Origin of the sequence: Pseudooceanicola aestuarii (assembly GCF_010614805.1) — a bacterium.
Lineage (GTDB): Bacteria > Pseudomonadota > Alphaproteobacteria > Rhodobacterales > Rhodobacteraceae > Pseudooceanicola > Pseudooceanicola aestuarii.
The window spans coordinates 274,423-296,737 of the sequence record NZ_JAAFZC010000001.1; the positions used below are offsets into that span (position 1 = coordinate 274,423).

14 protein-coding genes, 1 tRNA gene and 2 pseudogenes are annotated in these 22,315 nt (G+C 65.6%); 10 read left to right on the top strand and 7 right to left on the bottom strand.

Translation table 11 applies throughout. From position 1 onward, the window contains the following. Positions 1 to 215: 215 nt before the first annotated feature. Entirely contained in the window at positions 216 to 1,265 is a 1,050-nt protein-coding gene (locus tag G5A46_RS01170; protein WP_163846511.1) for a cyclase family protein, read from the bottom strand. A 526-nt stretch (positions 1,266 to 1,791) separates the two neighbouring features. Between G5A46_RS01170 and G5A46_RS01175 the strand changes: the two are divergent. Then, positions 1,792 to 2,091: pseudogene (locus G5A46_RS01175) on the top strand (transposase); the annotation flags it as partial. Positions 2,092 to 2,295: 204 nt separating this feature from the next. Here the strand turns inward: G5A46_RS01175 and G5A46_RS01180 are convergent. The 4 genes and pseudogenes from G5A46_RS01180 to G5A46_RS01195 form a co-directional block, all read right to left on the bottom strand. After that, positions 2,296 to 3,415 (bottom strand): annotated as a pseudogene (locus tag G5A46_RS01180) (IS3 family transposase). A gap of 605 nt (positions 3,416 to 4,020) precedes the next feature. Further along, complete coding sequence (locus G5A46_RS01185) at positions 4,021 to 4,176, bottom strand: hypothetical protein (protein WP_163846513.1); 156 nt, start codon at positions 4,174 to 4,176, stop codon at positions 4,021 to 4,023. A 74-nt stretch (positions 4,177 to 4,250) separates the two neighbouring features. After that, positions 4,251 to 5,924, bottom strand: a complete 1,674-nt coding sequence (locus G5A46_RS19705; RefSeq protein WP_239520556.1) for a DsbA family oxidoreductase — start codon at positions 5,922 to 5,924, stop codon at positions 4,251 to 4,253. Positions 5,925 to 5,954: 30 nt separating this feature from the next. Beyond that, positions 5,955 to 6,416, bottom strand: coding sequence for a hypothetical protein (locus G5A46_RS01195; protein ID WP_163846515.1), 462 nt, complete (start codon positions 6,414 to 6,416; stop codon positions 5,955 to 5,957). Positions 6,417 to 7,357: 941 nt separating this feature from the next. On the opposite strand from G5A46_RS01195, the gene G5A46_RS01205 reads away from it, so the two are divergent. Both G5A46_RS01205 and G5A46_RS01210 read left to right on the top strand, forming a co-directional pair. Further along, positions 7,358 to 7,447 (top strand) — tRNA-Ser (locus G5A46_RS01205). 183 nt (positions 7,448 to 7,630) lie between these two features. Next, a complete protein-coding gene (locus tag G5A46_RS01210; protein WP_239520557.1) occupies positions 7,631 to 8,050 on the top strand; it encodes a DUF1489 family protein in 420 nt (139 codons plus the stop codon). 305 nt (positions 8,051 to 8,355) lie between these two features. Here the strand turns inward: G5A46_RS01210 and G5A46_RS01215 are convergent, their stop codons facing one another. After that, on the bottom strand, positions 8,356 to 8,550 hold the full coding sequence (locus G5A46_RS01215) for a SlyX family protein (protein ID WP_163846521.1): 195 nt from the start codon (positions 8,548 to 8,550) through the stop codon (positions 8,356 to 8,358). A gap of 124 nt (positions 8,551 to 8,674) precedes the next feature. On the opposite strand from G5A46_RS01215, the gene hisS reads away from it, so the two are divergent. From hisS to hisG, 3 genes are read left to right on the top strand one after another with little or no spacing between them, the layout of a single operon-like run. After that, positions 8,675 to 10,159, top strand: coding sequence for a histidine--tRNA ligase (hisS, locus tag G5A46_RS01220; RefSeq protein ID WP_163846522.1), 1,485 nt, complete (start codon positions 8,675 to 8,677; stop codon positions 10,157 to 10,159). Further along, positions 10,159 to 11,319: an ATP phosphoribosyltransferase regulatory subunit gene (locus tag G5A46_RS01225; RefSeq protein WP_163846524.1), complete on the top strand. Its 1,161-nt coding sequence runs from the start codon at positions 10,159 to 10,161 to the stop codon at positions 11,317 to 11,319. The genes hisS and G5A46_RS01225 overlap by 1 nt, the downstream gene beginning before the upstream one ends. After that, complete coding sequence (gene hisG, locus G5A46_RS01230; RefSeq protein ID WP_163846526.1) at positions 11,316 to 12,011, top strand: ATP phosphoribosyltransferase; 696 nt, start codon at positions 11,316 to 11,318, stop codon at positions 12,009 to 12,011. The genes G5A46_RS01225 and hisG overlap by 4 nt, the downstream gene beginning before the upstream one ends. A gap of 165 nt (positions 12,012 to 12,176) precedes the next feature. Here the strand turns inward: hisG and dnaE are convergent, their stop codons facing one another. Continuing rightward, a complete protein-coding gene (gene dnaE, locus G5A46_RS01235) occupies positions 12,177 to 15,686 on the bottom strand; it encodes a DNA polymerase III subunit alpha (RefSeq protein WP_163846528.1) in 3,510 nt (1,169 codons plus the stop codon). A gap of 229 nt (positions 15,687 to 15,915) precedes the next feature. Here dnaE and xdhA point away from each other — a divergent pair, with 229 nt between their 5' ends. Genes xdhA through G5A46_RS01255 form a run of 4 tightly spaced genes read left to right on the top strand, consistent with a single transcriptional unit; the run spans position 15,916 to position 22,298 of the window. After that, positions 15,916 to 17,289: a xanthine dehydrogenase small subunit gene (gene xdhA, locus G5A46_RS01240; RefSeq protein WP_163846530.1), complete on the top strand. Its 1,374-nt coding sequence runs from the start codon at positions 15,916 to 15,918 to the stop codon at positions 17,287 to 17,289. Further along, on the top strand, positions 17,286 to 19,769 hold the full coding sequence (gene xdhB, locus G5A46_RS01245; RefSeq protein WP_239520558.1) for a xanthine dehydrogenase molybdopterin binding subunit: 2,484 nt from the start codon (positions 17,286 to 17,288) through the stop codon (positions 19,767 to 19,769). Before xdhA ends, xdhB begins: the two co-directional genes overlap by 4 nt. Next, positions 19,762 to 20,784 (top strand): xanthine dehydrogenase accessory protein XdhC, encoded by a 1,023-nt coding sequence (gene xdhC, locus G5A46_RS01250; protein WP_163846532.1) that lies wholly within the window; start codon positions 19,762 to 19,764, stop codon positions 20,782 to 20,784. The genes xdhB and xdhC overlap by 8 nt, the downstream gene beginning before the upstream one ends. Further along, complete coding sequence (locus G5A46_RS01255) at positions 20,781 to 22,298, top strand: ABC transporter ATP-binding protein (protein ID WP_163846534.1); 1,518 nt, start codon at positions 20,781 to 20,783, stop codon at positions 22,296 to 22,298. The genes xdhC and G5A46_RS01255 overlap by 4 nt, the downstream gene beginning before the upstream one ends. Positions 22,299 to 22,315 lie beyond the last annotated feature (17 nt).

A 22,315-nucleotide genomic window follows, 5' to 3' on the forward strand; every position in this document is an offset into this window, starting at 1 on the left:
CTGCCCACCGTCCTGCCTGCCTGTCGTTGGCCGCGACTATAGACCACCGCGCCGGCCCCGCGAAGCCCCGCGCCGCCACGGCAGGCCGAAACCTTGCGCCGGGTGCTGCGGGGGCCGGCCGTGCCGGGCGCCGCCTCCGGCAGCGGTATTTCGCGCCCGAAGGGTTCGGGCGGCGCGCACCGGGAGCCGGAGGGGGCGCGGTGCCGGCGAGCCGGCTACACCGTGGCGATCGGCGTCACCGGAGAGCCCACGGCGCCGGGCAGACGCAGCGGCGGTGCGGTCAGAAGGAAGCGGTGGCGGCCCTGGGCACGCAGGTGGTCTGCCAGCGGAGTCAGGTGCCAAAGCTCTCCCAAGGGGATGCCGTTCTTGAACAGGCAATGCTCGTGCAATGGCAGATAGGCGCAACAGGTCGCCGCCTCGCCCGGGCGGGCGGGATGGGTCTCCACCGCGTAATTGTCGGCGATCAGCGCGGCGGCCCCGCAATCGGTGATCCAGTTCAGCAACGCGCCGTCGCGCCCGTCCAGCGCGGCGCAGGATCTGTGCAGGCTGTCGTGGTCCGGCTTGCGGTTCTGCTCCAGCAACTGCTGGGCGAAGCCGGTATGGAAACAGAGCATGTCGCCGGTTTCGATGGTGACGCCGTCGGCCTCCAGGATGGGCATCAGCATGTCGTAGCCCACCGCCGTGGGGGCACGCCCCAAATGGGCATGCAGATCGATCATCACCGCGCGGCCCTGCACGCCATGGGCGGCGATGTTCTCGATCCCCAGTCTCGCGGCGCGGGAGGTGGAATGCGGTGCCATGGCGCCGGTCACCCCTGCGTCGGCCAGGTCCTGCGGGCCGGTGATGTCGTCTTCGGCGCGGAAGCCGTTGTAGTAGACCCGTTCAGGCACGCCATCGTCATCGGCGTCGAACAGCCCGCCGACATGGGCCAGCGCGTCCCATTGGGTGGAATATTGCAGGTGCAGGATCGCCAGGTCGTCGCTGATCACATCCGTGTGGGCGGGACCCAGCGTGGCGTTGAAATTGACCCCGTCTGCGCGCAGCGTAGGGCGCAGGATCGGCGGATGGCGGCGCGGGTTCAGAGCGTTGCCACCGGGGTAGTCCAGCGGCAAGGACAGGCAGAAACTGCGCCCCTCGCGGACCTCTGCCACGCCCTGACGCACCTTTTCGGCGGTGATCAGGTTCAGCCGCCCCAGTTGGTCGTCAGGGCCGAAATCGCCCCAATTCGACCCTTCCGGCCGGTTCTTCCATCGCGTCGTGCCCATGACTTCCTCCCCTTCTCATGGCAGCGAGCGCCCTCCTCCGGCGCCTGCATTCAAGGTAAAGTCATCCGATTTCAACGCGATGTCGAGCGGTGTTGACCGGCCCGCCTCTCCAGAAACGGCAGGCGCCGTCCGCGGGAGGCAGGTACCTGCCCTCACACAGCGCGATGGCGGCGGCTTTCGGGGTTGAGGGAAATGCGTTCAGCCTGCGTTCCAACCTGCCGGTCAGCGCCGGATCGTCCAGAGCGCGGGTGATCACCCCGGACATGGCGGCGGCGGGCACCGCGACAGCCAACAGGCCGTTCTTGGCGGCGTCGGATCGGAAGATATCCGCAAGATCCCGGCGCCACGACGACCTGCCCCCCGCAAACGATCAGCGCGCAAACCGCCGCCTCCCGCGAGGAGCGGCAGCCAGCGCAAGGTGTCGACGGGCTGGCGATCGTCAATGCGCCGTGATGGTACGAACGGAGAAGGCTGTTTGGAAACGCCCCGACAGTTTGGCCTTTCAGCGAGGCGGACGCCGGCAGGGCTGTCGGATTTCATCGAAGGGATCGACCGGGAGCAGAGGATGTTTTTTCCGGAACGGCTGGAGGACCGGATCGGCGAGGATCACCTGGTTCGCGTCGTCGATCTTTTGGTCGATGCGCTCGATCTCGCAGGTCTTGGTTTCACCCGGCACGCGCCGGCGCGGACAGCACGGCCAGAATATCACCCGGCCCTTCCGCTCAATCTGTTTATCTACGGCGACCTGAACCGCATCCCCTCCAGCCACAGGTTGGAACGCGAGGCCGGACGGAACGTCGAACTGATGTGGCTGACCGGGCGGCTGGCAGGCCCGGGCGATCCTGGCGGGTTTCACCTGGGGCGGGTGCCAGTTCTATGGCCCCCAGGGCCGCGCCCGCCGCGCCTTGTTCCGATGCCCAGCAGATCCCCCAGGTCACCGCCTGCGATGCGCCCGTGCCCGGAGCCGCCGCGATGACGTCGGATCAGCGGCAAGAGGCCTTTGGCCAGGACCTGCTCCCCATTGAGTCCGCTAATTTGGGTTAGCTCTGTTCAGGTTTTGGTCCTTCTTTGACCGGTTAGCATATTCCGCTGGCGTGAGGCCAGCGAGGCTTGTGTGTGGGCGGTGGTAGTTGAAGTCGGTGCGCCAGGCAGCGATCAGGTCGCGGGCGTGGCGCAGGCTATCGAACAGGTGCTCATTCAGACATTCGTCGCGCATCCTGCCGTTGAAGCTTTCGACAAACCCATTCTGCATCGGCTTGCCAGGGGCGATATAGTGCCAGTCGACCTTGCGGTCTTCTTGCCCTTTCAGGATCGCGTTACTGGTCAGCTCGGTTCCATTATCGCTGACCACCATGCATGGGTAGCCCCGCATTTCGGCAATCCTATCCAGCTCACGACCTACGCGGTCACCTGACCTGAGAGCGAGGTGTCGACCACAGCGGCCAGACATTCGCGGCTGAAGTCATCAATCACGTTCAAGATGCGGAACCGGCGACCGCACGATAGGCTGTCAGACACGAAGTCGAGCGACCATCGCTGGTTCGGCCCCTGTGGGATCGTCATGGGTGCTCTGATCCCGATGGCGCGCTTGCGTCCGCCACGTTTACGCACTGTTAATCCTTCTTCGCGGTAGATCCGATACAGCTTCTTCCAGTTCATGTGCCAGCCTTCGCGCTGCAGCAGAATGTGCAGCCGACGATAGCCAAACCGTCGACGCTCAAACGACAGTTCTTTCAACCGCCCACGCAGCTCCGTATCCGCTGGCCGCTTCGACACACGTCGATAGACCCGTGGATCAATACCGGCCAAGGCACAGGCGCGCTTTTGATTGTATCGCTTCTCTTTCATGGCCCAGGTCACGGCGTTTCTGCGTGAGCCGGGCCTCAAAAGTTTTTTCCCAGCATTTCCTTGAGCGTCGACACGTCCATCATCTGCTCAGCCAGCAACTTCTTTAGCTTGGCGTTCTCAACTTCCAGTGCCTTCAGCTTCTTCGCATCAGACACTTCCATCCCGCCATACTTGGACCGCCATTTGTAAAATGTCGCATCGCTGATACCGTGCTTGCGGCAAAGCTCCTTCGCTCCAAGCCCAGCCTGATGCTCTTTCAATATCCCAATGATCTGTTCTTCGCTGAAACGGCTTCTCTTCATCGCCTGTCTCCTCAGTTGGAGAACAGGCTAACTCAAAACACCCGACGTTTCAGGGGAGCAGGTCATTCCTTCCCGCGGCGTCTTCGGCGTCGCGCGCAGCAATGAAAACGTCTAAATCCGGGTGTAAAATGCCGTCCCGATTAAGCCGGGGATGACACCTACGTGCACGAGGTGTTCAAGGACAACACCTTAGGCACGATGGTGAAAAAAGCCGAATAGCGTAGGTTTGCAGGTTCAATCCGCTCGCCTCGCTACGTAACGTCGCTCCTGGTGGGCCAGTTTTCGGACGAGGCTGAAATTTCCGCGCCGGCATCGCCAGCGCCGTGTTGAAGTCGCGATTGCGCATGGTCCTTTTGATGACTTCCTCCCGCGCGACATCGGCGAACAACGATAGTGACCAATCGCAACATCGGATCAACACCATTTGCACGGGCCAAGCTCGCTTCGCTACGGCGAAAGGCTGCTTTGCGACGCGACGGAGCGAGTAGATTGGCAGAACGCGGAAAATTTGCGCTCAACAGACAAGATAACAAGTCCTGTCTCTCATGTCATTCCGGGCGGTTTCCGGACTTTCGCTGCGTAGGCTACGAAGGTCCGTTGATTGTTTACGGCTCGAGCACGGCCAAGGGATGCGAGATGTCGGCACAAAGGAAGGTGTCGGCATGAGTCACGCCCAACGCCGTATGGCGCAGCCGAACGTCGCCCGGCGCGGTGTCCAGCACGGGCCAGTCCTGCCATTGCATCACGCCTGACCTACCCATTTTGTGCATCACCTGTGCCTTGTTAATGTTCTCCTCCTGTCGATGTCCGGTTTCGGAAGCATCGACTGTCACCGTCAGGCGGGTTGACCTCCCGCGACTTGGTCGAGGATTTGGCCATACGTGTCCTCGCCCTGCGCGCCGACCACGATATGCTGGCGCTGGAAGACCATGGCAGGCACGCCGGTAATGCCGCGCGATGTCCAGAAGTGTTCCTTTTCCCTGACCCGGTCTCCGCGGTTCCCGCGGTCCAGTAAGGTGAAAGCCTCCTCGCGGCCGAACCCCGCAGAAGCGGCCACGTCAGCGAGGACTTCGATGTCAGAGATGTTGCGCCGTTCGGAAAGGAACGCGGCGAACAAGGCCAAGTTCACGTCATGCCCCTTGCCCTTTTCGTCGGCCCAGTCGATCAACTGGTGGGCGCGGAAGATATTCCACATGCGCATGTCGTCGGCGTAATCGAAGGTGAAGCCAAGCGACGCCCCCAGGGTTGTCAGCCGGTCCCGTGCCTTGCGGGAGTCCTCGGGCGTCGTGCCATACTTGGCAGCCAGATGCTCGCGCAGGTTCTCGCCATCTTCGGCCATTCCCGGGTTCAGCTCGAATGGGTGCCACACCACATCGAGCGCGATCCGCCGCGCCGCAGCCGCCGCGGTCAGCTGGCAATATGGTAAGGCCTGGCCCGGTTTCTGAACTGCCGGAAAGAAATGATCGTTGTCCTGATGGTCGCCAAAGAGCGGCCGGATGGCCTTTTCATACCAGCGGAGCGTTTCCAGGCCGCGCAACCGGCTTGTCGCCGACATCGTCGCAAAAAGCGGCTTACCGTTTTTCACATATGCCGCAGGGATCATGAGCCGCCCGTCGTCCGTCTTGCGATGTCCGAGGCAGAGCCAGGCTCCGCTGCCGCGGAAGGTTGTCTTCAAGACGCTCGAGACGCGCGCCGGGATTGCATCGGTTTCCAGGGCTGCGAAGGCCGCACATGTCCCGAATCGGCGCGCCTTCTCCAGGTGGCGCTCGGCTTGCCGGCCCGTCGTCATCTGGGCAGCTTTCAGATGGAGGATCGCCTTCTTCCTGAGCTGGATGTGGAGGGACAGGAACCGAATTCGCGCGTTCATGTCGGTGACGACCTTCCTACAGAAGGAGCGGAGGTGCGGGGACATCTCAGTCCGATTTCGGCGACCGATCTTCAGCCAAGAGTCGGTTTTCAAGATCGTCCTGACAGAAAACGCATCTTCGCCGTTGCGCTCCAGCAGTGGAATGAGGCAGTCGAAATAGCCCCAAGCCGTGCGAGGCGTGATGGCGCCGGCTTCATCATTTTTGTGCAGGTCGCGGAGCATTTGAACGACGGCGACCAAAACCCGCTCATCGAAGGCCGACGCGATGGTGTTCAGTCCAGCAAGCTTCAGTGCGCCGGCGCGTTCTGCCGTCGTGAGGATCTTCTTGGCGGCATTGAGGTAAGGCTTGGGGGAGACACCGCCCACAAAGGCATTGTCTGTAATGGACCAGAGGCCCCGTGAGGCGAGGTCGACCCAAGTTTCCAGCTCCTGCATCAACGGCTCCGGAATCGCGACTTTCTCGGCGCGTTCTGGCCGGACGAAGCCAATGGGCTGCGTTGGGAGGATACGCTGTATCCGCCGATCCGTTATGACCCGTGACTGATCGATAAGATCGAGGGCCTCTACCACGGCGTCCTTTGCCGCTTTCGTGGGGGCCGCTCTGTAAAGGCAAAAAGCGATGTCCGGATCGATGTCGCGCACCCGGATCTCCAGCTTTCTGGCGGTATCCGCTCAGCTTTGGATGCAGATGAGCTGCTTTGGATGAAGCTCGAACGGAGAGGGACAGACCTTCTCTGCGATTTCCCCCAGCACAGCCAGAAGGAGTGCCCAATCGTCACGCCGCGACCTGCGCTCCTTCTGAGCCGCGATGATGCCGGTCGCGCCATTGATCGCCGCCGAAACGTTGCGCTTCCAGCGCTTTGCAGCGCAGAAGGTCTTGCCCCAGGAACGAGCATAGTCCCTGTTTGGAAACATGCTCTGAAACTGCGTCGTGCAAGCTGGAATTCGGTCGGGCGTCCGACCAATCAGCCTTGCCGCTTTTCGGACGGCTTGCGCATAGGTTCGTCGAGCGGTTTCCCCGAGAGGGCATTCGTCGCGTTCGAGCCACTCGAGCACATCCTGAAGGGTCTTCTCTCCGGAGGTCGTTTTGTCGCCAAGACCCTGGAAACTATCTTCAAAGGGATTGAAAGTCATGGGTGTCATTTCCTTGATTTGGCCGTTCATCGTTCAGATTGGCCGTTCTTCGTTGTGACGAAGCGGAAATTGACAGACAGCCTGCAAGAAAAGTCGCAACAATCTTGCCGGGTGGTTGTCATCTTTTCCGTTCTTCGTCGGGGGTGTCATTTAATCGTTCCCGGTGGCCGCAGATCGTGCTCCAGCCCAGGGATCGAATGAGTTGCACACGGGCTTCCGATACCGGGGCTTCGAGGCTTAAGGCGAGCGCATCGCTGTCGTCGAGGCGCGCTTGTAATGAGGCACGGGTAATCCTGCCTGCCAGGCGCGCAGCTGTGCCCTTCGCCAGAGCATCGACTTTTTCCGTAGCGGGATAGGGTCGGGAAAGCTCGCATCTGGCTTCGCCAAGCCGCGTCGCCTGGCGGAGCGCGGTGACTCCCCCAGGATGCCTGCGACGTCGTCCGCCGTGCAGTGAGGCAGCTTCAGTTCGTCCCAGCGCGATCGTGGAGGCGGCGCGAGCCCCTCGGCTGCCCAAATGGAAGACCACGGGTATCGGCCGCTGTCGTTGCGGACGCCGATTTTCCGCGCGAGCTCACGGGCAGCCCTGGCCGAGGGCAGTCTCCAATACATAGCGAGCTCTTCGACGCTCGCCGAACCTGGGTCCTTGCCGTTGGTCTTCATGTCCCAACCTCCTTCTGGAAAGGAGATCGGATCGTGCGGACCCGGCCGGAAACGACCTTGGCAGATTCAAGGGCGCGCTCGGCCTGCGCGGCCTCAAAAAACGCTTGACGCGTCCGAGGGCGCGTTCGCTGTAGGGGAAATTGACCAGATCTTGCCCAAACTCGGTGCCGTTCAGTGCCTTTCCGTGCACTTTGAGCAGATTTCTGACGGTGGGGGGTTTTTTGCGGCGACGAACAGTTTCGCCTTGTAACCCTGATGTTTCCTTGGCTATACGCGTCGACGGAGACGTGGCCGAGTGGTCGAAGGCGCTCCCCTGCTAAGGGAGTAGGCCCGGAAGGGTCTCGAGGGTTCGAATCCCTTCGTCTCCGCCACGCTTGTCGCGACGCGGCAAGCGCGAGGGTTCAATCCCGAATGGGCACAAGACCCTTTCCTTGGCCTGACCGTTCACTTTTCCTGAACCTGCTCGCTCCCGCCCTGTCAGGTGAGGTGGTTGTCTGCGACTGAAGAGCCCTTAGTATAATGTTAAGAGATGGGGGCGATACTCGGTGGGGACATTGAACCTGGTGAAACTTTCCGTCGGGACGGAAAGTGTGGAAACATTGGCAAGCTGGCAGGCGATGCGGGCTGATCAATCGGCGGACGGGCGGGCGCGGCATCTGACGCGGATGTGGCCGCGTCGTGAGGGCGAGTTGCTGGACGGCGGGTCCATCTACTGGGTTATCAAAGGCTTGATCCAGGCCCGGCAACGCATCCTTGCGCTGGAGGAAGTGCGTCAGGAGGACGGCATTCGGCGTTGCGCCATTGTGCTGCACCCTACGTTGGTGCCGGTCGCCCTGTTGCCGAAGCGGGCGTTCCAGGGGTGGCGCTACCTGGAAGCGAACAAGGCGCCCGCCGATCTTGATCCGGCGCGTGCCGGGGACGACGATCTGCCGCCCGAACTCTCGGCCGCGCTGGCTGAGATTGGAGTCTTGTGACCCGGGGACACATGATCTGACGCCTTCTGGCCAGGCACGGCGTGATCTGGCAACGGGGCGGGGCCGCTCCAACCATGGGCGATGCGCCCGCATGGTGCCATTGGTCTCGTGACCGACATGACAGAGATTGCCCTCCCTCTCCCGGAGCGTAACAGCGCCGGAGCGATGGTCCCGTCATATTGGCCAGGCATGGCTTTACCGCCCTTGCCTGTGAAAATCGCGGCGCCCTTGTGGACTTGCCCCCGGCCAGAGCAAAGTCGAGGTATCACGGAACCAGAGGCCAGAGACCCAGCCGCGTGGGGTGTTCAGTAATGCGGTGGCTTTTCGTCGCCCATCACGATGCCGCCGGATCCATCCTGTTCGCGCGCCGCCTCGCGCTGCATCAACATGGCGACACGGCGGTTCAACACGTCGATTTCCCGCCCCTGGCGGGTCAGTTCGTCACTGAGATCATCCACGATCCGCGTCAGATGGGCGATCTTTTCTTCCAGCGCCTCCATCGGGGCCTCCTGTGGCAGTTTGCCGGGCCTGTCTAACACAGGCAAGCGACGGCGCCAGCGTCGCTTGCCCCGCGCGGGGGGTTGGGCTATCCCGCAGGCGCAATTGCAGGCAAGGAAGAGACCCATGGCCAAGGTGAAGAAGACCCCCCGGCCCCGCGCGGAAACGCCCAAGGGGTTCCGCGATTATTTCGGCACGGACGTGACCGAACGGGCAGAGATGCTGTCGAAGATCGCCGGGGTCTACCATCGCTACGGTTTTGACGCGCTGGAAAGCAGCGCGGTGGAGACCGTCGAGGCCCTGGGCAAGTTCCTGCCCGACGTGGAGCGCCCGAACGCGGGTGTCTTTGCCTGGCAGGAAGGCGAGGAAGAGGGCAAGGGCGATTGGCTGGCCCTGCGCTATGACCTGACCGCGCCGCTGGCCCGTGTCTATGCCCAGCACCGCAACGACCTGCCGACGCCCTATCGCCGCTATGCCATGGGACCCGTCTGGCGCAACGAAAAGCCGGGACCGGGGCGATTCCGCCAGTTTTATCAATGCGATGCCGACACGGTCGGCAGCGCCTCGCCGGCGGCGGATGCGGAGATCTGCGCCATGCTGGCCGATTGCCTTGAAGAGGTCGGGATCCCGCGCGGCGATTACCTGGTGCGGATCAACAACCGCAAGGTTCTGAATGGCGTGCTGGAGGCCACGGGCGTGACCGATCCGGCGCAATCCGCCGATGTGCTGCGCACCATCGACAAGTTCGACAAGGTGGGCGAGGCCGGTGTGCGGGACCTGCTGGGCAAGGGCCGGCTGGACGCTTCGGGGGCCTATATCGACGGGGTCGGGCTGGACGATGCGCAGGCCGCGCCCGTTCTGGCCTTCTTGACCTCGCGCGGGGCGGACTCTGCCGCCACGCTGGAAAATCTGCGCGCCGCTGTCGGCGCCTCGGCCATTGGCGCCGAAGGGGTGGAAGAGCTGGCGCAGATGGCCGATCTGCTGGCCGCCCAGGGCTATGGCCCTGACCGCATCGTCATCGACCCCTCCGTTGTGCGGGGCCTTGGCTATTACACCGGCCCGGTGTTCGAGGCCGAACTGACCTTTGAAATCCTGGACGAGAAGGGCCGCAAGCGGCAGTTCGGATCTGTCGCGGGCGGCGGGCGCTATGACGATCTGGTGAAACGCTTCACCGGGCAATCGGTCCCGGCGACCGGCGTCTCCATCGGGGTGGACCGCCTGCTGGCCGCGCTGCGGGCCAAGGGCCGCGCGGGCAGCACCGCGCCCGGCCCCGTGGTCATCACCGTGATGGATCGCGACCGCATGGCCGATTACCAGTCCATCGTGGCCGAGCTGCGCCAAGCCGGCATCCGGGCCGAGGTCTATCTGGGCAATCCCAAGAACTTCGGCAACCAGTTGAAATACGCGGACCGGCGCGGTTCCCCCGCCGCCGTCATCGAAGGCGCCGAAGAGAAAGCCCGCGGCGTGGTGCAGATCAAGGATCTGGTGCTGGGCGCGCAGATCGCGCAGAACGCCACGCTGGAGGAATGGAAGGAACGCCCCTCGCAATTCGAGGTGCCGCGCGACCAGATGGTGCAAAAGATCCAGGATATCCTGGCAGGGCAGGACTGATGCAGCCCCCCGCCCGCCCCGCGCCGTCCGGCCCCGGCAAATCCACCCCCGACAAATCCGCCGTGCGCGCCTGCGCGGCACAGGTGCAGGCGGGGTTCGCCCAGGCCGGGGCACTTGCCGTGGAGGCGCCGATCCTGGTGCCTGCCGGCACATTGCTGGACCTATATGGCGAGGACATCCGCGCCCGCGCCTACACCACCTCGGACAGCCTGCGCGGCGAACAGATGCTGCGCCCCGACTTCACCGTGCCAGTGGTGCAGATGCATATGGCCCAGGGTGCGGAGCCCGCGCGCTATACCTACGCCGGAGAGGTCTTTCGGCGACAGGAGGAAGACGAGGCCCGCGCCAACGAATACATGCAGGTCGGGGTGGAGATCTTTGACGGCAGCAACCCCGCCGCCGCCGATGCCGAGGTCTTCGCCCTTGTGCAGGCCGCGCTGGCCCCGCTGGGGCTGCGGGCGGCGACCGGTGACATCGGCCTGCTGATGGCGGCCGTGGACGGCCTGCGGATCAGCGATGCGCGCCGCAGCGCGCTGCGGCGCCACATCTGGCGCCCGGCGCGGTTCAAGTCGCTTCTGGACCGCTATGCTGGCCAGGGTCGCCCCCTGCCCGCTCGCAGCGCCCTGTTGGCGGCCGAGGATCCGCTGGCCGGAGCCGGTCCGCAGATCGGGTTGCGCAGCCGGGCCGAGGTCGAGGCCCGGATCGCCCTGTTGCGCGCCGATGCCGCCGAGCCGCCCGTCTCCGCCGAGGAGGTCGCCCTGATCGAGGCGGTGCTGGCGGTGCGCGAACGCCTGCCCTACGCGCTGGAACGGCTGCGCGACATCGCGGTGGACATGCCCTCCATCGTGGCGGCGGTGGACCGGCTGGATGCCCGTGCGCAGGCGCTGGACGGGCGCGGGATCGATGTCGCGACGCTGGATTTCGAAAGCGTCTATGGCCGCACACACATGGAATATTACGATGGTTTCGTCTTCGGCTTCTACGCCGAAGCGCGGCCAGACCTGCCCCCGGTTGCCACGGGCGGGCGCTACGACACGTTGACCCGCCTGTTGGGCCAGGCACAGGGCCGGCCCGGCGGCATCCCGGCTGTGGGTGCCGTGGTGCGGCCGGGATTGATGGTCGAACTGGGCCTTGTGACCGAACCGGAGGGCACGACATGAGCGTGAAGCTGGGCGTCCCCTCCAAGGGGCGGTTGATGGAAAAGACCTTTGACTGGTTCGGCGCGCGGGGCATCACCCTGCGCCGCGCCGGGTCGGAACGGGAATATGCCGGCCAGGTCGAGGGGATCGAAGGGCTGGAACTGATCCTGCTTTCTGCCGGGGAGATCCCCCGCGAACTGGCCGCCGGGCGCATTCACCTGGGGGTCACCGGCCAGGATCTGGTCCGGGAGAAGTTGGGCCATTGGGATCAGCGGGTCGAGGAACTTTCCACCCTGGGCTTCGGCCATGCCGACCTGATCATCGCCGTGCCCGCCGCCTGGGTCGATGTCAGCGGGCTGGACGACCTGGACGCCGCCGCCGCGCAATTCCGTCGGACCCATGGGTTCCGGCTGCGGATCGCCACGAAATATCACCGGCTGGTGCGGGAATTCCTGCGCGACCGGGGCGTGGCCGATTACCAGCTGATCGACAGTCAAGGCGCCACCGAAGGCACGGTGAAGAACGAAACCGCCGAAGCCATCGCCGACATCACCTCCACCGGGGAAACGCTGCGCGCCAACCACCTGAAGATCCTTGACGACGGTCTGATCCTGCCCAGCCAGGCAACGCTGTTCCGGGCCCGCTCTGCCCCGCTGGACGATGCCGACCGCCGCGCCCTGAACGCCCTGCGCGAACGGTTGGCGCTGGATTGACAGCCGGGGCCGGCCCGCTGCGTCGGCCCCGACCGCAACGCCCCGGCGCATACCCCCGGGGCGCCAATCGTCCCGCAGCCCCGTCAGAACGGGCGCCCCCCACCGTCTGCGCACGGGGGGCGGCGGCATCGGTCCCGAAAAGTCGCCCGCGCGGCCCGCGCGCTGCTACATCTCCTCCACCGCCATCACGCCCGGAAGACTCTTGATCGCGCCGCGGATCTGCGGGGTCACGGGGAATTCCGTGCCAGTGTCGATCTCCACCTCACCGGGCAGGCTGGGGTCCATCAGGCAGAAACTCACCGGCCCCCGGCCCGCCCCGCGTGCGGCGCTCACCGCGCCGTCCAGAACGGTCGCCACGGCGTTGACGGCGGCGGCGTCCTCCAGATAGATGCGCAGCCCCGCCGCGCCCACATCGGCCACCGCGCCATCCATCGGCACAGCCGACCGGCACAACAGCTTCAGCTGATCGCTTTCCAGCGTCGCCTCCACCGTGACCACGACCTTTTCCCCCGGTTCCAGAGCATCGCGCGCGGCTTCCAGCGTATCCGAGAACACGGTGACCTCGTAGGCGCCCGTGGTGTCCGACAGCGCGACAAAGGCAAAGCGGTTGCCACGGGCCGATTTGCGTTCCTGCCGGGCGGAGACGATGCCGGCCATCTTGGCCGCCAGCGGCCCGTTCTGCGCGGCGGCGCCGACCTCGTCCAGGGTCTTGACCCCCTTGCGGGTCAGGGCGCGGGCGTAATCGTCCAGCGGGTGACCGGAGAGGTAGAACCCGATGGCGGTGAACTCCTCCTTCAACCGTTCGGCGGGCAGCCAGTCGGTGACTGGGGCCAGCCGGGGTTCGGGCAGATCTTCGCCCGCTTCGCCAAACAGGGAGACCTGCGCCGATGCCTTCTGTTCGAAGATCGCGGCGGAATAGGCGACGAGCGCATCCAGCGACTGGAACACGCGGCGCCGGTTGTCGTCCAGCTGGTCAAAGGCCCCGGCGCGGGCCAGCATCTCCAGCGGGCGCTTGCCGATCTTCTTCAGCTCCACCCGGCGGGCGAAATCGTAGATCGTGGCGAATGGCTTGACCGCACCCTCCACCCGGCGCCCGTCCTCCACCAGTTTCATCGCCTCGGGGCCGACGTTTTTCAACGCGCCCAGCGCGTAGACCAGCGCACCGTCCACCACCCGGAACATCGCGTCAGACCGATTCACGCAGGGCGGCACATAAGGCAGCTTCAGCGCCTTCTTCACCTCTTCGAAATAGATCCCCAGCTTGTCCGTCAGGTGGATATCGCAATTCATGACGCCGGCCATGAATTCCACCGGGTGGTTGGCCTTCAGCCAGGCGGTCTGGTAGCTGACCACGGCATAGGCGGCGGCGTGGGATTTGTTGAAGCCGTAGTTGGCGAATTTCTCCAGCAGGTCAAAGACTTCGGTCGCCTTCTTCTTGTCGACCCCGTTGGCCGCCGCACCCTTTTCGAACTTGGGGCGTTCGGCGTCCATCGCCTCCTTGATCTTCTTGCCCATCGCGCGGCGCAACAGGTCGGCGCCGCCCAGCGAATAGCCGCCCATGACCTGCGCGATCTGCATCACCTGTTCCTGATAGACGATGATGCCCTGGGTTTCTTCCAGAATGTGGTCGATCAGCGGATGCACCGAGGAGATTTCCCGCAGCCCGTTCTTGACCTCGCAATAGGTGGGAATGTTTTCCATCGGGCCGGGACGGTACAGCGCAACCAGCGCCACGATGTCCTCGATACAGGTCGGGCGCATCCGTTTCAGCGCGTCCATCATCCCCGAGCTTTCGACCTGGAACACCGCGACCGTCTTGGCCCGCGCATAAAGGTCATAGGTTTTCTGGTCGTCCAGGGGGATCTGGCCGATGTCGTTTTCCGCCCCCTCGTTGGGGGTGTAGATCTCTGTCCCGTCGGCGGCGATATGCAGATCCCGGCCCGAGGCATGGATCTGCTCGATCGCGTTCTGGATCACCGTCAGTGTCTTCAGGCCCAGAAAGTCGAACTTCACCAGCCCGGCCTGTTCGACCCATTTCATGTTGAACTGCGTCGCCGGCATGTCCGAACGCGGATCCTGATACAGCGGCACCAGCGCGTCCAGCGGCCGGTCCCCGATCACCACCCCCGCCGCGTGGGTGGAGGCATTGCGCAACAGCCCCTCCACCTGCTGACCATAGCGCAGCAGGCGGTCGACGACCTCCTCGTTGCGGGCTTCTTCGCGCAGGCGCGGTTCGTCCTGCAACGCCTTGACGATGGAGACGGGTTTCACCCCCTCTACCGGGATCATCTTGGACAGGCGGTCCACCTGGCCATAGGGCATTTGCAGCACCCGGCCCACGTCGCGCACCGCCGCCTTGGACAGCAGGGCGCCAAAGGTGATGATCTGGCCCACCTTGTCGCGTCCGTACTTCTCCTGGACATAGCGGATGACCTCTTCGCGCCGGTCCATGCAGAAATCGATGTCGAAATCGGGCATGGAGACCCGTTCCGGGTTCAGAAACCGTTCGAACAGCAGCGAATAGCGCAGCGGATCGAGATCGGTGATGGTCAGCGCATAGGCCACCAGCGAGCCCGCGCCCGACCCACGGCCCGGCCCGACCGGAATATCGTGATCCTTGGCCCATTTGATGAAATCGGCAACGATCAGGAAATAGCCGGGAAAGCCCATGCCTTCGATGATGCCCAGCTCGAATTCCAGTCGCTTTTCGTAATCCTCCACGGGGGCGGCGTGGTCGATCACGGCCAGCCGCGCCTCCAGCCCTGCCTTGGCCTGGCGGCGCAGTTCTTCAACCTCGTCATCGGCGAATTTCGGCAGGATCGGCGCACGTTTATAGGTCATGAAGGCGCAGCGGCGAGCGATCTCGACAGAATTCTCGATCGCCTCCGGCAGATCGGCGAACAGGGTCACCATTTCCTGCGGGGATTTGAAATAATGCTGCGGCGTCAGGCGGCGGCGCGGTTCGGCCTGATCGACCGCCGTGCCCTCGGCGATGCAGATCAGGGCATCATGGGCCTCGTACATCTTCTCGTCGGGGAAATAGACGTCGTTGGTGGCGACCAGCGGGATCTCCATGGCATAGGCCATCTCGACAAAGCCGCGTTCGCTCAGCCGTTCGGCCTCTGGCGGGCCGTCCTCTCCGGGGTGGCGTTGCAGCTCGACGTAAAGGCGATCGGCAAAGATCTCCTGCAACCGCGTCATCAGCCCCTGCGCCGCCGGACGCTGGCCGGCACGCAGCAGCCGTCCCACAGGCCCGTCGGGACCGCCGGTCAGGCAGATCAGATCCTCGGAATGGCGGGCAAGTTCCTCCACGCTGACCTGCGGCAACTGCCCCGCCTTGTCGAGGTAGAGACAGCTGTTCAGTTTCATCAGGTTCTCGTAGCCGCGCTCGCTCTGCGCCAGCAGAACCAGAGGGGCCGGCGGTTCCGGCCGGTCGCCCTGCGGTTGGGCAAAGGTCAGATCGACCTGGCAGCCGATGATCGGCTGCACCCCCGCCCCCGCCGCCGTGACCGCGAATTCCAGCGCGGCGAACAGGTTGTTGGTATCCGTCACGGCCACGGCCGGCATCGCGTTGGTGCGGCACAGGTCGGGCAGTTTTTTCAGCCGGATCGCCCCTTCGAGAAGGGAGTATTCGGTATGGACGCGCAGGTGAATGAATCGGGGGGTGCTGGTCATCCGTCGATTTTAGGCCCGCCCGCCCCCCGGCGAAAGCGCGAATGCCGCCCCTGCCGCCACAGCGCCGCAAGGGCAGGCACGGCGGGCGGCACCGCCCTCCGTCAGGCATCCGGCGTCACGAAACACTTGCATTGCGCGGCGCGGCCCGCTTTGCTGACCGAAAGGCCCGCCCTTCTACGCCGCATCGAAGGGTGGAACGGTCCAACGGGTAACGCGGCGGATACGCACAATGACACTCTCCTTTCACCTGAACGGAGACCGGGTAGACCTTGACGGGATCGCCCCCACCACCACCCTTCTGGACTGGCTGCGGGAGACGCGCGGTCTGACCGGCACCAAGGAAGGCTGCAACGAGGGCGATTGCGGCGCCTGCACCGTGATGGTCGGCGACAACGACGGGCTGCGCGCGGTGAACGCCTGCATCCTGTTCCTGCCACAGCTGCACGGCAAATCGGTCACCACGGTCGAGGGGCTGGCCGCACCGGACGGCACCTTGCACCCGGTGCAACAGGCGATGGTGGATCACCACGGGTCGCAATGCGGGTTCTGCACGCCGGGATTCGTGATGTCGCTGGCCACGGCGCATCAGACCGGCGCGCGCGATCACGACGACACGCTGGCCGGCAACCTGTGCCGCTGCACCGGCTATGCGCCGATCATCCGCGCGGCGGAGGCGGCATTCGATCAGCCTGCCCCGCCGCATCTGGCCCGTGCCGATGACACGGCCGAGGGTGGCTTTGCCCTCGCCGGGGCAGCCCTGCCCGAAACGGCGGACGAATTGGCGGAATGGTACCTGGCGCATCCGCGCGGCACCCTGATCGGTGGCGCCACCGACCTGGGCCTGCACGTGACCAAACAGATGCGCGAACTGGGCGAGGTCGCCTTCCTGCACCGCTGCCGGGACCTGCAAGGGATCGACATCGGCTCCGACGGCATCCGCATCGGTGCCGGGGTCACGATCACCCGGATGATGCAGGCGCTGACGCCGCATTTTCCCGGCCTGTCCGACATGCTGCGCCGCTATGGCTCTACCCAGGTGCGCAACGCCGCGACGATCGGCGGCAACATTGCCAATGCCTCCCCCATCGGGGACGGGCCACCGGCGCTGATCGCCCTGGGCGCCACGCTGCATCTGCGGCGCGGCGATACGACCCGCGACCTGCCGCTTGAGGATTTCTTCCTCGACTATGGCAAGCAGGACCGGCAACCCGGCGAATTCGTCGCCGCGATCACCCTGCCCCGGCAGGACGACCGTCTGGAATGCTACAAGATTTCCAAGCGGTTCGATCAGGACATCTCGGCCCTGTGCGGCTGTTTCAACATCTCGGTGACCGATGGCAGCGTGACCGACGCCCGCATCGCCTTTGGCGGCATGGCCGCAATCCCGAAACGCGCCACGGCGGTAGAGGCGGCACTGACCGGCCAGCCCTGGACCGAAGACACGATCGCCGCCACCTGGGACGCCTGGGAGGAAGATTTCCAGCCGATCAGCGACATGCGCGCATCGGCCGCCTATCGGCTCGACGTGGCCCGCAATCTGCTGACCCGCTATTTCCTAGCCGATCTGGGCGCGCCCACAGACCTCGCGCAGGTGACGGCATGAGCGCACCGGGCACGCCCCCCTCCGTGATGAAAGCCCCCGTCGGCAGCCCCCTGCCCCATGACAGCGGCCGCCTGCACGTGACGGGCGCCGCGCGCTACGTCGATGACACGCCCCTGCCGGCCAACGCGCTGCACCTGTGTTTCGGCACCTCCCCCCATGCCAGCGGCGTGGTGGAGATGCTGGACCTGGACCCGGTGCGCGCCGCACCGGGCGTGGTGGCCGTGCTGACGGCGCAGGATCTGCCTTTTGCCAACGATGTTTCCCCCTCGGCCCATGACGAACCGCTGCTGGCCACCGGCACGGTGCATTACGCGGGCCAGCCGATCTTTGTCGTGGCGGCCACATCGCATCACGCGGCGCGGCGCGCGGCGGTGCGGGCCGGGCTTGGCATCGCCCAGACGCCCCCGATCCTGACCTACGAAGAGGCGATGGCCGCCGACAGCCGGTTCGAGGAAGGGCCGCGCATCTACACCAAGGGCGATCCCGCCACCGCCATCGACGCCGCCCCCCACGTGGTCGAAGGCCGGATCGACATGGGCGGGCAGGAGCATTTCTACCTGGAAGGCCAGGCCGCGCTGGCCCTGCCCCAGGAGGGCGGAGAGATGGTGATCGTCTCCTCCACCCAGCACCCGACGGAAATCCAGCACAAGGTCGCCGAGGCGCTTGGCCTGCCGATGCATTCCGTTCGCGTCGAAACCCGGCGCATGGGCGGCGGGTTCGGCGGCAAGGAAAGCCAGGGCAACGCGCTGGCCGTGGCCTGTGCCGTGATGGCCGCGCGCACCGGGCGTCCCTGCAAGATGCGCTATGACCGCGATGACGACATGATCATTACCGGCAAACGGCACGATTTCCGCATCGACTACCGCGCCGGGTTCGATGACACCGGGCGCATCGCGGGGGTGGAGTTCCTGCAACTGACGCGCTGCGGCTGGGCGCAGGATCTGTCCCTGCCGGTTGCCGACCGCGCAATGCTGCACAGCGACAATGCCTATCACCTGCCCCATGCCCGGATCGAAAGCCACCGGCTGAAGACCAACATGCAAAGCGCCACCGCCTATCGCGGCTTCGGCGGGCCGCAGGGGGTTCTGGGGATCGAACGGGTGATCGATCATATCGCCCATGCGCTGAACATGGATCCGCTGGCGGTGCGGCGGGTGAACTATTATGCCGACGCCGCGCGGGTGGCCGGCGCCCCGCCGCCGCCGGCGCCAGAGGCGCCAACGCATACCGCCTCTCTGATCGACGGCCCTGCCACCCCCGCCAGCGATGCGACATCGCGCGGCGCGGTGCAGGCCCTGCCCGCCGAAGGCGCTGTGGAAGCGGCATTGGACGCGGTGGCGGAGGAGGCGCAGACCACGCCCTACGGGATGGCTGTCACGGATTTCCTGCTGCATGGCCTGACCGACCGGCTGGTCGAAACCTCCGACTACGCCGCCCGCCGCGCGGCGGTGCAGGCCTGGAATGCCGCCAACCCCGTGATCAAGAAGGGTCTGGCGCTGAGCCCGGTGAAGTTCGGCATCTCCTTTACCCTGACCCACCTGAACCAGGCGGGTGCTCTGGTCCATGTCTATCAGGACGGATCCGTCCATCTGAACCACGGCGGCACGGAGATGGGGCAGGGCCTGTTCCAGAAGGTCGCCATGGTCGCGGCCAGCCGGTTCGGCCTGCCGGTGGACGCGGTGAAGATCACCGCGACCGACACCGCCAAGGTGCCCAATACCTCGGCCACCGCCGCGTCCTCCGGTTCGGATCTGAACGGAATGGCGGCGGCGGCGGCCTGCGACACGATACGCGACCGGATGGCTGACGTGCTGGGCCGGATCCACGATGTCGCACCGGGGGAGGTCCGCTTTGCCGATGGCAAGGTGCAGGCAGGGACGACCGAGATGACCTTTGCCCAGGCGGCGCTGCTGGCCTATGAAAACCGCGTCAGCCTGTCGGCCACCGGGTTTTACCGCACCCCCGACCTGGCCTGGGACCGGATCAAGGGTGCCGGGCGGCCGTTCTTCTACTTTGCCCATGGTGCGGCGGTGACAGAGGTCGCGCTGGACACGCTGACCGGGGAATACCGCATCCTGCGCGCGGATATCCTGCATGACGCGGGCGCGTCCCTGAACCCCGCGCTGGATATCGGCCAGGTCGAGGGCGGATATGTCCAGGGCGCCGGTTGGCTGACCTCGGAAGAACTGGTCTGGGACGAGGCAGGGCGGCTGAAGACCCACGCCCCCAGCACCTACAAGATACCCGCTTGCGGCGACCGCCCGCGCATCTTCAACGTGGATCTGTGGGATCAGCCGAACCCGGCGGCGACGATCTACCGCTCCAAGGCCGTGGGCGAACCGCCCTTCATGCTGGGCATCTCCGCCTTCCTGGCGCTGTCGGACGCTGTCGCCGCCTGTGGCAGCGCCTATCCCGCGCTGGACGCGCCCGCCACGCCCGAACGGGTGCTGGCCGCCGTGGCACGGGTGCGCGATGCGTGATCTCCCCGCCCTGCGTCAGGCCGTCGCCCGGTCCGGGCGCGCCCTGCGCGTCGTTGTGGCGGAGGTCCGAGGGTCGACCCCGCGGGAAGTCGGCGCGGCAATGATCGTGACAGCGCAGGAAGTGTCCGGAACAATCGGCGGCGGCACGCTGGAATTCGAAGCGATCGCCCGTGCTCGCCGTCTGCTGGCCGACTGCGCACCCGATACCGCGCAGGGCAGCACCCTGCCCCGGCACCTGCAACGCCGCGCCCTGGGTCCCGACCTGGGGCAATGCTGCGGCGGGGCGGTGGCGCTGTTCCACGAGGGTTGGGACGCCGCCGGACTGGCCGCGCTGGATGCAAGCGCGATGCAGATCCTTGCCCGTCCGGTAGCCGTGGCCCCCGACGGGACGCCTGACAGGGGCCCAGACGCCGCGCCGCCCTTCTCTGTCCGCCGCCTGCTGGCGCGGGCCCGTGCCACCGGCGCCCTGCCCCCGGCCCAGCTGCTGGATGGTTGGCTGATCGAACCGCTGACCCCGCCGGCGCAGCCGCTTTGGATCTGGGGCGCGGGCCATGTTGGCCGCGCGCTGGTGCAGGTTCTGGCCCCCTTGCCCGGCCTCGCGATCCACTGGGCCGATACCGGGCCGGAACGGTTCCCCAGCACGCTGCCCGACGGTGTGACCCCCCTGTCCGCCACCGATCTGCCCCGGCTGTCCGCCCATGCCCCGCCCGAGGCCGGGCACCTGGTGCTGACCTATTCCCACGCCATCGATCTGGCCCTGTGCGACGCGCTGCTGAGGCGCGGATTCTCCACCCTGGGTCTGATCGGATCGGCGACAAAGAAGGCGCGCTTTCACAAACGGTTGCGGCAAATGGGTCACGCTGATGCCGCGATATCGCGCATTGCCTGCCCGATCGGCGACCCGGCCTGTGGGAAACACCCGCAGGAGATTGCCGTCAGCGTCGCCGCCGGGCTACTAAGGGACAGGAACAGCCGGACGGCGCGCCAAGACGCCGCAAGGGAAGGGACGGGGTGACGGACAAACTTCTTTCGATCGCGGGCCTGACCAAGGCCTATCCCGGCGTCGTGGCCAATGACGACGTGACCTTCGATATCCACGCCGGCGAAGTCCACGCCCTGCTGGGCGAGAATGGCGCGGGCAAGTCAACGCTGGTCAAGATGATCTACGGGCTGGTGAAACCCGATTCCGGCCACATGATGCTGAACGGCACCGCCTTCGCCCCGGCAGAACCGAAGGCCGCACGCGCGGCGGGTGTGGCGATGGTGTTTCAACATTTCTCCCTGTTCGACGCGATGAACGTAGCCGAAAATATCGCTCTGGGGATGGCTGACCCGCCGCGCACCCGCGAGCTTGCCGACCGCATCCGCGAGGTCTCGGACCTCTACGGGCTGCCGCTGGACCCCTGGCGCGTAGTGGGCGATCTGTCGGCAGGCGAGCGCCAGCGTGTGGAGATCGTGCGCTGCCTGTTGCAGAACCCGCGCCTGCTGATCATGGACGAGCCGACTTCGGTTCTGACGCCGCAGGAGGTGGAGATCCTGTTTGCCACCCTGCGCAAGCTGAAGGCCGACGGCACGTCGATCCTGTATATCTCGCACAAGCTTGAGGAGATCCGCACCCTGTGTGACGAGGCGACGATCCTGCGGCTGGGCCGCAAGGTCGCGACCTGCACCCCGCGCGAGGTCACCGCCGCCCAGATGGCGGAATTGATGGTCGGCGCCGAATTGCACCGCCCGGAGCGGGAAGAAAAGGCCCCCGGCGAGGTTCGGCTGGAGCTGCGCGGGCTGAACGTCGCCTCCCCCGGTCAGTTCGGCACGTCGCTGAAAGACATTTCCCTGACCGTTCGCGCGGGCGAGGTTCTGGGCCTGGCCGGGGTTGCCGGCAATGGCCAGGACGAGGTTCTGGCCGCCCTCTCCGGCGAATTGCGCGCCGCCCCCGGCATGATCCGCCTGGACGGTGCGGAAATTGGCGCCGCCGGCCCCGGCACGCGGCGACGCTTGGGTCTGCTGACCGGTCCGGAGGAACGGTTGGGCCACGCCGCCGCCCCCGACATGAGCCTGACGGAAAACGCTCTTCTCACCGGTGCGGAGCGCGAGGGCCTGCTGACCCGTGGTTTTCTGAAATGGGGCAAGGCGGAAGATTTCGCCCGCCGCATCATCGAAAGGTTTGACGTGCGCACCCCCGGCACCGCCACGGCCGCGCGCGCGCTGTCGGGGGGCAATCTGCAAAAATTCGTCATCGGTCGCGAGGTGCTGCAACGGCCCGAGGTTCTGGTACTGAACCAGCCGACCTGGGGCGTGGATGCCGCCGCCGCCGCCACGATCCGGCAGGCGATCCTGGACCTGGCCGCCGGCGGCACCGCCGTGATCGTGATCAGCCAGGATCTGGACGAATTGATGGAGGTCTCCGACCGCTTTGCCGCGCTGAACGAGGGGCGGCTGTCCGACATCCGCCCCGCCCGCGGGCTGAGCATGGAGGAGATCGGCCTGATGATGGGCGGCGCCCACGGGATGGAGGTGGCGCATGTCTGACATGGCCTGCCGGGCGG

Coding starts and splice junctions, on each gene's coding strand:
- G5A46_RS01170 (WP_163846511.1), bottom strand. CDS start 1,265: ATGGGCACGACGCGATGGAAGAACCGGCCGGAAGGGTCGAATTGGGGC.
- G5A46_RS01185 (WP_163846513.1), bottom strand. CDS start 4,176: ATGGGTAGGTCAGGCGTGATGCAATGGCAGGACTGGCCCGTGCTGGAC.
- G5A46_RS01195 (WP_163846515.1), bottom strand. CDS start 6,416: ATGACTTTCAATCCCTTTGAAGATAGTTTCCAGGGTCTTGGCGACAAA.
- G5A46_RS01215 (WP_163846521.1), bottom strand. CDS start 8,550: ATGGAGGCGCTGGAAGAAAAGATCGCCCATCTGACGCGGATCGTGGAT.
- hisS (WP_163846522.1), top strand. CDS start 8,675: ATGGCCAAGGTGAAGAAGACCCCCCGGCCCCGCGCGGAAACGCCCAAG.
- G5A46_RS01225 (WP_163846524.1), top strand. CDS start 10,159: ATGCAGCCCCCCGCCCGCCCCGCGCCGTCCGGCCCCGGCAAATCCACC.
- hisG (WP_163846526.1), top strand. CDS start 11,316: ATGAGCGTGAAGCTGGGCGTCCCCTCCAAGGGGCGGTTGATGGAAAAG.
- dnaE (WP_163846528.1), bottom strand. CDS start 15,686: ATGACCAGCACCCCCCGATTCATTCACCTGCGCGTCCATACCGAATAC.
- xdhA (WP_163846530.1), top strand. CDS start 15,916: ATGACACTCTCCTTTCACCTGAACGGAGACCGGGTAGACCTTGACGGG.
- xdhB (WP_239520558.1), top strand. CDS start 17,286: ATGAGCGCACCGGGCACGCCCCCCTCCGTGATGAAAGCCCCCGTCGGC.
- xdhC (WP_163846532.1), top strand. CDS start 19,762: ATGCGTGATCTCCCCGCCCTGCGTCAGGCCGTCGCCCGGTCCGGGCGC.